The following is a 14259-nucleotide window of genomic DNA, read 5'->3' on the forward strand; positions in this document are numbered from 1 at the left end:
GCAAAGATATAGAATTTTTTTGAAGTATGAAATATCAGGTCGCGTTCAATGGATACCGCCAATAAATAATCTCGACCTGTACGAAAGCCGTACCCGGCCCTCCTGCTGATAGCGTTCAAAGATCACCGTCATTGCTTCCAGCATTTCTTCGTAAACGGGTGACGTTTCTTCGGGCATAAACGAATACGAAAGCATCCGTCCACGCAGCTGCGTCAGCGTCAGAAAATCCGTGTGTTCAAAAATGCGGTATTCGGGCGAGTCGGGTGCGAAAAAAGACAACACCTCCTCGGTATCCATCCGCCGTTGGCTAACATTTAAGTAATCAATCCCATACTTGTAAATCAACGACTCATACGCCTGCTCAAACGGGCTGTCCGTATTACGCAAGTTCCACACCACCGCCACCAACAGGTTATTCCTTCCGATCCGTTTGAATTCATGTTTCGTTTTCGTCAGATCAAACCAGTGAAATGCTTGCGCTGAAACGACAAGGTCTACCGATTGATCTGGCAAATCCGTAGATTCAGCCGTTCCATTTACAAAAATACAGTTCTTAAATCCCTTGAGCCGTCGCCGTGCTAACCGGCTCATCGAGCGATTGGGTTCAACAACAAATACGGTATTGCCCCATTGCGCAATTTGTTCTGTAAATATGCCTGTTCCTGCTGCAATGTCCGCCACCACCTGTTCTGAGTCAGGCACGATATGCTCCTTAAGAAAAGCCACGAGCTCCGGCGGATAATGCGGCCGAAACTGATCGTAGAGCACCGCCCTATGCGAAAACCGGCTAACGCTATCCTTCGGCATAAAATAAGATTGGATTTAGCACGTTGACTGTTGTAAGGACTCTCCCGTTCATTGGAGTAAAAATAGCATAAATTTTGAGATGCAACCGGAGCCTGCTACTCCAATCAATCATTAACTAAAATTAATTACTTAAATAACAGAGTATTATAAAATCTTAATAATTTTTTTTAAAAAGTATTTTCATATATCAACAATTGTTCACTAAGTTTGCCTAAACAATGAACTATTAACCATTTGTACAACAGATTGTGAAATACGAGCGGCAAGATCAACTTAAATTATCCATCTTTAAACTACTTTATTACAACGGCCCTTTATCATTGGCCGAATTGAGCATGCACACCAATAAGAGTGTACCTAACATCACCAGCATTATTAACCAGCTGGTAAAGGAGGGGTATGCTGTACAGCATGGGTTAGCGCCGTCTACTGGTGGCCGTAGGCCAATAAAGTATCGACTTAACAATAAGAAAAAGCAATACACCGTAGCCGTCGCAATGGACCAGTTTGTGAGCCGGATCGTTGCATACAACTTAACGAACGACCTTATCAGCCCTGAAGCCTCCATTGTATTGCCCTTAAAAGACAACGATGCGGCATTTGAACAACTTTGCCAATTCATTCGTTCGTATATCGACCAAGCAGGCATTAAACACGAACATGTGCTTGGTATCGGCATCGGCATGCCCGGATTTATCGATGTAGAAAAGGGCATCAATGCTTCATTTCTGCGTACCGACACGGGCGAAATGGGTCTTCGCGACAGGCTGACACAGTCGCTGGAATTGCCTGTTTACATCGAAAACGACTCCAGTGTTATTGCTATTTCCGAATTGCATTTCGGCGCAGCCGAAGGATTGAAAGATGTCATGGTAGTTAATATGGGGTGGGGCATCGGGCTGGGAATGATTGTAAACGGAAGCCTTTTCAGAGGTCACAATGGGTATGCAGGCGAGTTTAGCCACATTCCATTGTCTCACACCAACAAACTTTGCTCATGCGGTAAACGCGGTTGCTTGGAGGTGGATGCATCGCTTTTAGTAGCCGTTGAAAATGCCAAGCAAGCGATTGCAGGAGGAACGACCTCCAACCTACAGAAGCTATTTGCCGAAAAGCGGAAAGCAGAAGGCGACCTGCTCATTGAGGCCGCCCGAATGGGCGACCAACTCGCGGTGGAATCGCTATCGGATGCCGCCTTCATGGTGGGTAAAGGTGTTGCCACCCTGATCCACATCATGAATCCCGAACGGGTAGTGCTCAGCGGCAGGGGTGCGGCAGCGGGCAAATTACTATTGGCACCCGTGCAACGCGCTATCAACGAGTTTTGCATTCCGAAACTTGCCGAACAAACGGATATCGCAATTTCAGAACTGGGTTATCAAGCAGAACTTTTGGGAGCTGCGAGTTTGGTGATTGAAAATTTCTGGCTCTCCCACCGATCAGAAAGCCACATTCCGCTCACTACATAATTACAAGTAATTTGCTGCTATAATCAAAAAAACAACCATTAATTCACTAATTTTTTAACCAATCAAACAACACAAAAAACATGAAAATTCTGTACATGAAATTATGCGTGTTGATCGTGACCTGTACCAGTATGGTGTCCCTTTCTTTTGCGCAGCAAACCCTTACCGGCACGGTATCGGATGCGCAGGGCCCGATCCCTGGTGTAACCATAACCGTTCACGGAACCACGCGCGCCACGCAGACCAATGAAGACGGACGTTATTCATTTCAGGCGACGTCAGGCGAAACTATCCAATTTTCCATGATTGGCTACGTCACACAAACCGTCGTGGTAGGTTCGTCAAACACGATTAACATCACACTCCATGAAGATGCCGGACAACTCGAGGAGGTGGTGGTCACTGCGCTGGGAATCCAGCGTGCACCGAAAGAATTAGGTTATGCAATGAGTACTGTAGAGGCTGAAGAACTCACAAAAACCGGCAGTCCGAATTTTGCCGGGGCATTATACGGAAAAGCACCCGGGGTCCGCATTTCGGCAGCTCCAGGAGGCGCTACTTCAGGCATCAATATCAATATCCGGGGTACTAACTCCATCACCGGCAATTCCCAACCATTGGTAATTATCGATGGTATTCCCATGCGTCAATCGACATTTAACAACTCCGACTACTGGGGTGACCAACGTGCGCGCGGAAATGGATTAGAAGATCTTAACCCGGAAGACATCGAATCAATCAGCGTGTTAAAAGGCGCTTCGGCTGCGGCTCTTTACGGCTCCGAAGCTATGAACGGTGTGGTTTTGGTGACAACCAAATCTGGAAAAGGCGGCCAGGGCTTCTCGATTGATTTCAATGCGACCTATACCAACGATCAAATTGCCTACCTCCCCAGGTTCCAAGACGTTAGGGGCCCCGGATATGACCCTTCATACGCAGACGTGGGGCAATCGGAAGACATGTTCTTCTACTATGATGACGGGGTGAGGGGGACTGCAAACACCAGTCTTAACTTCGGTCCGAAATTCGACGGACAGCCCATCCGTTCTTGGGATGGCGAAATCCGCCCCTATTCGGCACAGAATGCTTATGACAAATTTTTCAACAATCCAAACAACACGGTCTTTAACTTGGCTTTAGGACACACCGGCGATCGTTCAAATACACGGTTTTCTCTGACCCGCCAAGACAACCAAATGACCTCTCTGGATTCCTACAACAAAAAGAACATTGCTAACCTGAACACGTCGTTTAAATTTGTGGACAGGTTGACCACCGATGTAGTTATTAATTACATCAACCAACATACCCACAACAGGCCCTTCTTAACGGACCGATTGATCAATAACTTCACGGGTATGATTTCTACGTTTGACAACCCGGAATGGTATATCGAAAAATACAAGACCAGCTTGGGATACCGATTCGTGACCGGTACAGATCCAAGCCTCACACCGGAAGAAAACATTACATACAATGGCTATCGTGGTGACGTGCTCGATTATATGTGGCAGGTGAAAGCGAAAAATTACGACGAATATTCCAATCGTTTAATCGGATCGTTCACCAATACATGGCAAGTAACCGACGACTTTTCAGTAAGGGCTCGCTTTTCGGCAGACATGACTGCATTGCGAACAGAGGATAAGCAACCCAGCGAGAAACCATTATCCATTGACAAAAACACGGGGTATTACGGATTGGGATCACAAAACGCCAACGTTTACTACACGGACCTGCTTGCCACATACAACAAGCAAGTCACCGGAGCGGTTAAATTGGGCGTGATGGTAGGCTATACGGCCACAAAATCGCAGGACACGTATATCCACAGGGGAACCAACGGCGGTTTGAGTGTGCGGGATTGGTTCGACCTGAACGCTTCAAACAACACTGCCACATGGAATGATCGGTACAATTATAAGAACAACATGCTGCGGGACGCCCTGTTCGGATCGGTAAATTTTAATTTGAAGGAATTCTGGTTTGTGGAGGGCACCTTGCGCCGGGAGCGGATTTCAACCATGCACCCGGACAACAATGTTCTCTACTACCCATCTGTCAACTCCAGCTTGATTCTTTCAGACGCATTCAACTTCCCGTCCTTCTTTGATTATGCAAAACTACGGGGATCCTGGGGTATCGTAGGTAACTACCCAGACATTTACCGTAGCGCATTGAGCCTGACCCAAACTAGCTTGGGTATACAAACGGATTCTGGCCAGCCTATAACGTATACCTTGTTACCGACGTCTGATTTCGGAAATGAAAAAATCAAGCCGGAAACCAAACACGAAATCGAGTTCGGTTTGGAAACCCGGATGCTAAACGGGCGCCTGGGACTGGATATCACCTACTATAACGGACAAATCCGTGATCAAATTCTGAATTACACGTTACCAATCAGCACAGGAGCCTCTTCAATTTTGGCTAACGTAGGGACATTGCGCAACAAAGGATGGGAATTTGCCCTCACGGGTACACCACTTGCTGAAGGTAATTTCCGGTGGACTTCGGCCTTGAATTTTGCCATGAACAAAAACATTGTCGAAGAGCTACCGGGAGGTGCCGGTGAACTGCTTCACCGTGATTATGATGGTGCTGCGGCTCAATTGGTATCTAAGGTGGGTAAACCCATGGGAGATATCATGGTTCATCCGATTGCCACCGATGCCAATGGCAATAAAATCGTACAGGATAATGGCCTCTATCAGCTGGATGCAGACAATTGGATTAAGGCCGGGAATGCCATGCCTAAAGCTATAGGAGGGTTTATCAACACATTCAGCTATAAAAACTTCACGCTTGATGCCTTAATCGATTTTCGTTGGGGCGGGCACGTGATGCCTACAGGTATTGCTTGGATGACCAGCCGCGGATTGACGGAAGAAAGCTTGAATTATATGGATGCCGAACACGGCGGCATGAGTTATTACCTCGATGAAAACGGCAAGGGAGTAGCTTATTCAGGAACGTCGGGCCCCAATGGTGAAAAAATATTTCACGACGGCGTTCTTATGGATGGCGTATTGGCCAATGGCAACCCGAATGAGAATGTGATCACGCAGGTGCTTTATTATGCTGCCACGTACAATTGGGGTGGCCCGCAATACTCAGACTCCCGTTATGAGCTTTATGTACAGAAAAACAATTACATCAAAATGCGGGAACTATCGTTAGGGTACCGGCTACCCGATCACATTGCCGCTAAACTGCGCGCAAAAAGCCTTCAGTTGTCTGCATTCGGTCGCAACCTCTTCTTTGTTTATCGTTCAGTAAAAGATTTGGATCCCGAGCAAATGACTGGCGGCTCGAACTGGGTTAACCAAGTCAGCAACGCAGGGACCAGCCCTGCAACGAGAACATATGGTTTAATGTTACGTGCTAGTTTCTAATTATTGTCAGAAAATGAAAACTGCATAAATTACCATATACAAAAGACAATGAATAATTTATGCAAGCTTCATCACCGATAAAGAACAAATTAATCAGATGAAAAAGTATATTGTAATGGGGCTGTGCGCAGCCTCGGCATTATTAATAATCCCCTCCTGTAAGAAGGAATCTTTTGGAGATTTTTATAGAAATCCATCCAAGGTAACCGAAACAACGGTAGAAAAACAGTTTGCAGGCATGCTTTATGCCTACCGCCAACTTACAGTACCTGACTACCGCAACTATTTTGTAACCATCCTACCTACCATCGCACGGTATATCCAAATTGATGGTTGGGCTAATGAAGCCAACCAATTGATCCCCGGCGCCGCTGCAATTGACGACCGTTGGTCAAGGTATTACGAGGGGTTGGCCCAGTTCCGCGAACTGGAGACCGTCTACCACAGTTCGGACGAAATCGTTCAATCCGAAACCCGGATTTTCCTATTGGCCGCCAAGATATTTTTTTACGACCAGACACAGCAAATTGTCGATATACATGGCAGCATACCCTGGTCCGAGGCCGGCAAACTTAGTTCAAACGGAGGGGATTACACAGTGTCCTACTCCGCCTATGATTCTGCTGAAGATATCTATACAACCATGTTGGACGACCTGAAATCCATCAGTACCGAATTAAACGGTTTAACCATTCCCAGCACCTCTGGCTTTGCTAATCAGGACCTGATTAATAACGGAGATTTGGATTTATGGAAGAAATACTGTAATTCTCTTCGTGTACGGATGCTTACACGCATTTCTGACGCGGGTTCCTTTTCGTCCAGGGCACAATCAGAATTGGCTGAAATCATCGAAAATCCATCCACGTATCCCCTGATTCTGACGAACGCGGACAACGCGCAATTAGACGTCTTTGATCCATCAACAGGCATCAATGCAACTGGTTTCCAAGATGCCCTAGAGAGCTGGAATGGAAATATCGCTGGCAAAAAAATGATCGATCACATGAATGAAAATAAAGATCCGCGTTTGCCTTTCGTATTCGAGCCCGGAGCCGAAGCAGACGACGAATTCATCGGACTAGATCCGATGTTGACCAGCTCCGTTCAGTCCAATCTCATTACGGGACCAGCCAGCAGTGGCGGTGGTACACTGGCCATTTATAATCGATCCACGTTTTCCAGGAACGACTATTTCCCAGGTATACTCATTACTGCATCCGAAGTAAACTTCCTGCTTAGCGAATACTACCAAAACGCAGGAAATAGCAGCACCGCACAGACTTATTTTGAAGACGGCATCACCGAATCCATTGCGCTATTTCAGGAAATAAGAAGCGTCAGCAACGACAACATCACTCCTGCAGCCGATGCACCCTCCCAAACGGCAATAAACGACTACATCGAGCGTATTGGCTGGGGAACAAACAACATCCAATTGATTGCTATGCAGAAATGGTTACACTTCAACATGATGCAACCTTATCAAAATTGGGCCGAAGTCCGTCGACTGGACTATCCAACTTTCGAATTCCGGTTAGATCCATCTGACAATCAGAAAACCGTTCCGGTCAAATGGAATCTTCCTTCGTCAGAGCCTACGTACAACGGAGAAAATTACAGTGTCGTAGCAGATCAGGATAATGTAAACACCAAGTTATTCTGGGATGTAAACTAATCGATAAAAAGATGTACCTTATCAGTGTGCCGCCCGATATCGGGCGGCATGCTGATTTTTTTATAGGGATGCGGGATTTTTATGAGGCTATGGACGTGTATATCGGCTATCTTATTACTGTGTACCACACTCGCTCTAACGGGTGGAATGCAGTCAGCTCCCACCGAACCATCCGGCGAAGGATTAGCCCGACAATATTGTGGGATGTGCCATCGTTACCCAGCCCCCGCATTACTGGACAAAAAAACATGGGTAAACAATGTACTACCCAACATGGGATGGAGACTGGGGATCAGACAGCCGGGAGAAGACCCGTACAACGGTATGGACACAGCCGAACAAGCCGTTCTACGATCGATGAATGTTTATCCGGATAATCCCGTGATTACTCCGGAAGCCTGGAAGAAAATAGTTGATTACTACGAGCAAGAGGCATCTGTCAAACCCACCCCACAACCCACTCATCCGCCCATAGACCGTACCCTCGATTTATTCGGCATTAACCCGCTGTATGTCGAAGAAAAGCTGATTCCACAGACAACCCTGCTGAAATTTGACCGCAACACCAATCAACTGTTCATGGGCGATGCTTCCAACTTTCTGTATGTGTTAGATCACCGATTTACTTTTCAATCAGCTTGGCAGTTAGAAAGCCCTGCGGTTGATATTGACTTTCCGAAACAGCAACCGCCACGGTTGTTGACCATCGGAACGATCCATCCGTCCGGTCTGGCTTGGGGTCGCTTCCTTACGTTCGACACAACGGGCTCCACTCCCCCATCGCGACTGATTAATATTCCCAACTTACCCCGACCGGTTGAATTTTCCGTGGCCGACTTGAACGGAGATGACCGGGAAGACTTGATCGTTTGTGGCTTTGGTCACTATACGGGTAAACTATCGTGGTACGACAACTTTCAGTCGGACCAAGAGCACGTGTTAAGCCTTCTGCCAGGCACCCTTAATGCTCAGATCGAAGATTTTAACAGGGATGGGAAACCGGACATTATGGCTCTGACGGGACAGGCTTTGGAAGGGATATCTATTTTTTACAATCAAGGCAACGGACAATTTGAGGAAAAACGCATCTTAAACTTCCATCCGGCTTTTGGCTCGTCGTACTTCGAGTTGGCGGATTTCAACGGCGATGGCCATGCCGACATCCTGCTGACCAATGGCGATAATTGGGATTACTCCCGTATCGATAAAAGTTTCCACGGTGTACGCATATACTTCAATGACGGCAACGACAACTTTAACGAAGCTTGGTTTTTCCCATTGCATGGCGCATCCAAAGCGATAGCGCGTGATTTCGACAACGATGGCGACCTGGATATCGCGGCAATCGCCTTTTATAGCAGTGAAAACGAACCGGGCAATGGGTTCATGTATTTTTCCAACGAAGGATCCCTGGATTTTAAACCCCACTCCTTTCCTTCAGCCGCTACCGGTAAATGGTTGTGCATGGAAGTAGCGGATTTCGACCATGATGGCGACGAGGATATCGTATTGGGTGCTTATATTCATAACTTGGCGGAGCTAAACCAATTTTTCCGCCAGCAGACGACTCAATACCCTCACCTGCTGGTGCTAACGAATCGATCAGAAAAAATTTCGCCTCATTAAAACCAGGGTGAAAACAATTTTATGTAAAACGCAACAAAAAAACTGTATAAAGCCATGAATAGTCGAAAAAAGCAATTCGCCACGATCGTGTTTATATTTTTATCAAGCTATTCAGCCCGATCACAAGAACACAATGTCTCCGCGGGTTACATGCCTCCCTCCGACCCGTTGGTGCAACAAAACCTCGCCGAATGGCAAGATCTCAAATTCGGGCTTTTCATGCATTGGGGTACCTACAGCCAATGGGGGATCGTGGAAAGCTGGAGCCTATGCCCTGAAGATGAAGGGTGGACCGTACGGCGGGGGCCGCATGCCCAAAATTATTTTGATTATGTAAAAGCCTATGAAAACCTGCAAACGACGTTCAATCCCAAACAATTCAACCCCGAAAAATGGGCCGATGCGGCCAAACAGGCCGGCATGAAATACGTTGTTTTCACGACCAAACACCACGATGGTTTCGCCATGTTTGACACCCAGCAGAGCGACTATAAAATCACCGACTCGAAAACACCTTTTTCCAGCAACCCGCGTGCCAACGTGACCAAAGAAATTTTCAATGCATTCCGTAGCGATGGCTTCAAGATCGGTACGTATTTTTCCAAACCCGACTGGCATTCCGACGATTACTGGTGGCCTTATTTTCCACCCAAGGATCGCAATGTCAACTACGATCCCATTAAATATCCCGAACGCTGGGAAAACTTCAAGAACTTTACCTACAACCAAATCGAGGAATTGATGACCGGCTACGGCAAGGTCGATATCCTTTGGCTGGACGGCGGTTGGGTACGGCCTTTTGCCACCATTGATACGGCCGTAGAATGGCAACGCACCATCAAAACCGAGCAGGATATCGATATGGCGCGCATCGCGAAGATGGCCCGCGGTCACCAACCCGGCCTTCTTGTCGTGGATCGCACCGTACCCGGTGAGTATGAAAACTACGTGACCCCGGAACAACAAGTACCTTCCGAACCGCTCGATATCCCCTGGGAAAGCTGTCTCACCCTGGGTAATTCATGGAGCTACGTACCCAATGATACGTACAAGCCCGCTCGCCAAATCATACACACGCTCGTCAAGATCGTTTCCAGAGGCGGCAACTACCTCCTGAATATCGGTCCGAGCCCAGACGGTGACTGGGCCCCGGATGCATATGACCGCCTGAAAGCCGTGGGCGAATGGATGGCGATCAACGGCGAAGGAATTTACAGCAGCCGGACCATCGCTCCTTACGCGCAGCACAATATCTACTACACCCAGCACAAAGACGGCCATACCAGCTATGCTTTTCTGCTATCTGATGAAAACAACGATCAGCTACACCTTCCTCCCACCATTCAACTGACCCTGCCCGATGGCAAACCGGTCAAACGGGTCGAAATACTCGGATTGGGTAAGCTGAAGTTTAAAACCAAGGGCAACGTATTGGAAATTACCGTTCCTGAAAGCAAACGCAGCAATACCGCGTTACGGTACGCCGCTGCGATCAAACTGAGCCACTAAATCCGAAAATCGTCATAACATGTCAAAACCTTCCGTCTTCTTACGAATCACAAGTTTCGCCATCCTGCTGGCCGTACTGTGGGTTGACCTACAGGCACAGACTACACACCGGTTTACCGAGGGACTGATCATTCAGGTGCCGTCTAACTACGGCCGCGAAGCGGTTTATACCGATGTGTTGCTCTGGAACTATTACCAGGGCAAACTGCCCACACCGCAACAAGGACAGCCTTTTGGTGGACTAGCTACCGATGAGCCAGCCAACTGGATGCCGGTCACCGCCGATACGTCAGGATTTTTCCGGCCCCAACCAACTACCGGCGGCAACCTGAACAGCCCGAACAACCCCGCAGGTCCCGGACGTATAGAGCGCTTGAGTGGAAAACGGCAAACTGCGCCGCAACGCCGCAGGTGGAGACCGAGTTATTTATACCTCACCTATTCGTCGTCCAAAACACAGGTGGCAACACTTAATGTACGGGGCAACAGTGCCGTACTTGTCAATGGCACATTGCATATGGGAGACCCCTACCGCATGGGATGGATGGAAATCCCCGTGCAACTGAAGAAGGGATTGAATGAATTTTATGTCCGCGGCTTATTGGTGGCGGCTGAACTCCATTTTCCGGAAAAACCGGTGTACCTCAATACGGAAGATCTTACCTTGCCCGACATCGTACAGGGGAAAGATAAAAGCCACCTCCTAGCCGGCGTTGTCGTCGTCAACACTTCATCAAAGGTGGTAAGCGGCCTGACCATGGGCAGTTCCACCCAAGGACAGGCGGCGGAAGCGACCGTACCGGACATTCCGCCATACAGCACACGCAAAGTGACCGTCCCGATCAACGCATCCAAGGTGACGGAAACGGGAGACGTACGAAGCCAGCTAACGCTGAGACAAAAAGGGAAAGTCGTCGATCAACAGTACCTGTTACTGCGCAGCGTAACTCCTACCCTGCCTTACCGCATCACCTTCGTGAGCGAAATCGACGGCAGCCTGCAATATTACGCGGTCAATCCTGCTGCCGGAGGTGAGAAACCGGGCGATGCGCTCTTCTTTTCGGTACACGGTGCGGGTGTCGAAGCACTCGGCCAGGCGCAAGCCTACCAGTCGAAAGACTGGGGCACACTCGTGGCACCTACCAACCGCAGGCCCCGTGGATTCAACTGGGAGGATTGGGGGCGTATCGATGCACTGGAAGTATTGGCTTTGGCCCGTGAAACGCTCCAACCGGACACCCAGCGCATTTACCTTACCGGGCATTCTATGGGCGGCCACGGCACGTGGTTCCTCGGCGCCACCTATCCCGACAAATGGGCGGCCATTGCCCCGTGTGCAGGGTATCCCACGCTAAAGGGATACGGCTCGGCTGATGGATTGATTCCCGAAAAAGGCCGCAATGCAATGGAAACACTATTATTGCGTTCCAGCAACCAAAGTGATGTCATTGCCTATGCGTCGAATTACAGACCGCTGGGTGTCTACGTGCTGCATGGAGATGCCGACCAAACCGTGCCGGTTACCTATGCCCGCCAGATGCGTGCGGTGCTCGGCGAGTTCCACCCGGATTTCAACTACTACGAATATCCCAACGGTTCTCATTGGTATAGCAACGAAAGTGTCGACTGGAAACCGCTATTTGACTACTTCAAATGGCATAAACGGAAAGTCGACACCGCCGTGCACACCATTGACTTCAAGACCGCCAATCCGGGTATTTCAGCTTCGTATTACTGGGCCACCATCTACCAGCAGCAGGAACCGCTGGAATATTCCCACCTGGTTCTTTCGCGCGACATCAACCAAGGGGCGATCATAGGTACGACCGAAAACATCCATACCCTACAACTGGACGTCAACGCATTCCCTTCCGGAAAGTCTATCCGCATCCAACTGGATAGTCTCAATGAGATCAGCCTTGAGAAACCGACCGGTGCTCCCTTCATTTATCTGAAAAAACAAGAAAGCGGCTGGCAGGCGGTCGACCGACCTTCTGCCGGAGAAAAAGGTCCACACCGCAACGGAACGTTCAAAGAGGCCTTCAACCATCGTATGGTGTATGTATACGGCACCCATGGCACGGAAGCGGAAAACCAATGGGCGATGGAAAAGGCGATATACGATGCCGAATCGTGGTATTACCGCGGAAATGGCGCATTTGATATCATTGCCGACCGTGATTTCGATGCCCCGGCTTATGCCGATCGCAACGTCATCCTGATCGGCAACGCAAAAACGAACAGCGCCTGGAACACCTTGCTGGCGAACTGCCCCATCAACGTCAATCCCAATGGCGTACAGATCGGCACAAAACAATACCAGGGAGACGACCTGGGCGGGTATTTCGTCTGGAAAAAGCCCGGGACTTCCATCGGATCGGTAGGCGTCATTACGGGAACCGGACTAAAGGGTATGCAGGCGGCAACCGCAAACCAGTACTTCGCCGGGGCGAGCGGCTTTCCAGATTATGTGTTCTTCAAACTTGATATGCTCAAAAACGGCCCCGAAGATGTTGTTGGCGCTGGATTTTACACCAATCAGTGGGAGGTAGGTCAATGAACAACCTAATAAGGATTCACCGCATGAGCGCATTAGCAGCGCTCCTGCTTTGTTTCTCTACCGTGGGCAACGCACAACAACGGGGGCTGACCAAAGCAAGGGCCAACAAATTGGCGCAAGAAGCGCTGACAGCCGCTTTGGAAGCATACCGACCTACTGCCACAAAAATATGGCTAGCGAAGAAAATCAGGCACAAAGACGGTTCCGAAATGAAGTTTGAATACAACGTGTTCGGCGATAAACCTGCCGACGGCCGGAGCCTTTACATCTCCCTGCATGGCGGCGGCAATGCCCCTGCCGAAGTGAATGACAAGCAATGGACCAACCAGATTTCGTTATATACACCCAAGGAAGGGGTATATGTGGCGCCACGCGCACCCACCAACACCTGGATGTTATGGCATGAAAATCACATCGACGATCTTTTTGATGAACTGATCAAAACGGCCATCGTCATGGAGGGTGTGAATCCCAATAAAGTGTACTTATTGGGCTACTCAGCGGGAGGCGACGGCGTTTTCCAGCTGGCACCCCGCATGGCCGACCGATGGGCTGCCGCCTCCATGATGGCCGGACACCCCGGCGATGCGCAGATCGTGAACCTCCGCAATCTTCCATTTGCCCTCTTCATGGGCGGACTGGATTCCGCGTATAACCGCAATGGACTGGCTGCGATTTGGGAAAAACAATTAGACAGCCTACAACAGCAGGACCCGAATGGATACACCCATCTGGTACGTATTTATCCCGAAAACGGTCACTGGATGCAACGGAAGGATTCCGTCGCTGTCGATTGGATGGCTGCGCATGTACGCAACGCGTACCCCGACAAAGTCATTTGGGTACAGGACGACCGCATACACAAACGGTTTTATTGGCTGGGCGTACCCACTTCGGAAGCTGCAACCGGTAAAACCCTGCACGTCCGTATCCACAACCAGACCGTGGATATCCTGCAAAATGATTACGAAACATGCTTTATCTACCTCAATGACCAACTGGTCAACCTGGATAAGCCTATCCTCGTCACCTATCGAGGGAAACGCATCTTTCGGGGACGTGTCAAACGCAATGCTGCACACATCCAAACCAGCGCCGAGCGATTGGACGAAGGGTTTATCTATTCGGCCAAATTAACGCTCAACAATGGAAAAATAACAATCGATTGACCCACCTGCTTAGAACTCCTATACCAAAAATAAGGTATATAGGAAA

8 protein-coding genes are annotated in these 14259 nt (G+C 48.9%); 7 read left to right on the top strand and 1 reads right to left on the bottom strand.

The window, feature by feature from the left end; all coding sequences use genetic code 11:
- Positions 1-45: 45 nt before the first annotated feature.
- The gene (locus BMZ56_RS05745; protein ID WP_090625348.1) at positions 46-807 is read right to left on the bottom strand and encodes a class I SAM-dependent methyltransferase; all 762 of its coding nucleotides are present in this window, start codon (positions 805-807) and stop codon (positions 46-48) included.
- Positions 808-1055: 248 nt separating this feature from the next.
- On the opposite strand from BMZ56_RS05745, the gene BMZ56_RS05750 reads away from it, so the two are divergent.
- The 7 genes from BMZ56_RS05750 to BMZ56_RS05780 all read left to right on the top strand — a co-directional run bounded on the left by BMZ56_RS05750 (position 1056) and on the right by BMZ56_RS05780 (position 14213).
- On the top strand, positions 1056-2276 hold the full coding sequence (locus BMZ56_RS05750; protein ID WP_245893095.1) for an ROK family transcriptional regulator: 1221 nt from the start codon (positions 1056-1058) through the stop codon (positions 2274-2276).
- A gap of 80 nt (positions 2277-2356) precedes the next feature.
- Positions 2357-5671, top strand: a complete 3315-nt coding sequence (locus BMZ56_RS05755; RefSeq protein ID WP_090625351.1) for a SusC/RagA family TonB-linked outer membrane protein — start codon at positions 2357-2359, stop codon at positions 5669-5671.
- 97 nt (positions 5672-5768) lie between these two features.
- Positions 5769-7349 (top strand): SusD/RagB family nutrient-binding outer membrane lipoprotein, encoded by a 1581-nt coding sequence (locus BMZ56_RS05760; RefSeq protein WP_090625354.1) that lies wholly within the window; start codon positions 5769-5771, stop codon positions 7347-7349.
- 147 nt (positions 7350-7496) lie between these two features.
- A complete protein-coding gene (locus BMZ56_RS05765; RefSeq protein ID WP_177195045.1) occupies positions 7497-8975 on the top strand; it encodes an FG-GAP repeat domain-containing protein in 1479 nt (492 codons plus the stop codon).
- 54 nt (positions 8976-9029) lie between these two features.
- Positions 9030-10484 carry an alpha-L-fucosidase gene (locus BMZ56_RS05770; RefSeq protein ID WP_090625360.1) on the top strand — a complete coding sequence of 485 codons (1455 nt, stop codon included), beginning with the start codon at positions 9030-9032 and terminating at the stop codon, positions 10482-10484.
- Between the two features lie 19 nt (positions 10485-10503).
- Entirely contained in the window at positions 10504-13044 is a 2541-nt protein-coding gene (locus BMZ56_RS05775) for a carboxylesterase family protein (protein ID WP_090625364.1), read from the top strand.
- Positions 13045-13067: 23 nt separating this feature from the next.
- Entirely contained in the window at positions 13068-14213 is a 1146-nt protein-coding gene (locus BMZ56_RS05780) for a dienelactone hydrolase family protein (protein WP_143072858.1), read from the top strand.
- Positions 14214-14259: the final 46 nt, after the last annotated feature.

This window comes from Parapedobacter indicus (genome assembly GCF_900113765.1).
Classification (GTDB): domain Bacteria; phylum Bacteroidota; class Bacteroidia; order Sphingobacteriales; family Sphingobacteriaceae; genus Parapedobacter; species Parapedobacter indicus.

Excerpts from the sequence above, each read along its gene's own strand:
- BMZ56_RS05780 (WP_143072858.1), top strand. The coding sequence starts at position 13,068 with ATGAGCGCATTAGCAGCGCTCCTGCTTTGTTTCTCTACCGTGGGCAAC.
- BMZ56_RS05745 (WP_090625348.1), bottom strand. The coding sequence starts at position 807 with ATGCCGAAGGATAGCGTTAGCCGGTTTTCGCATAGGGCGGTGCTCTAC.
- BMZ56_RS05770 (WP_090625360.1), top strand. The coding sequence starts at position 9,030 with ATGAATAGTCGAAAAAAGCAATTCGCCACGATCGTGTTTATATTTTTA.
- BMZ56_RS05775 (WP_090625364.1), top strand. The coding sequence starts at position 10,504 with ATGTCAAAACCTTCCGTCTTCTTACGAATCACAAGTTTCGCCATCCTG.
- BMZ56_RS05755 (WP_090625351.1), top strand. The coding sequence starts at position 2,357 with ATGAAAATTCTGTACATGAAATTATGCGTGTTGATCGTGACCTGTACC.
- BMZ56_RS05760 (WP_090625354.1), top strand. The coding sequence starts at position 5,769 with ATGAAAAAGTATATTGTAATGGGGCTGTGCGCAGCCTCGGCATTATTA.
- BMZ56_RS05765 (WP_177195045.1), top strand. The coding sequence starts at position 7,497 with ATGCAGTCAGCTCCCACCGAACCATCCGGCGAAGGATTAGCCCGACAA.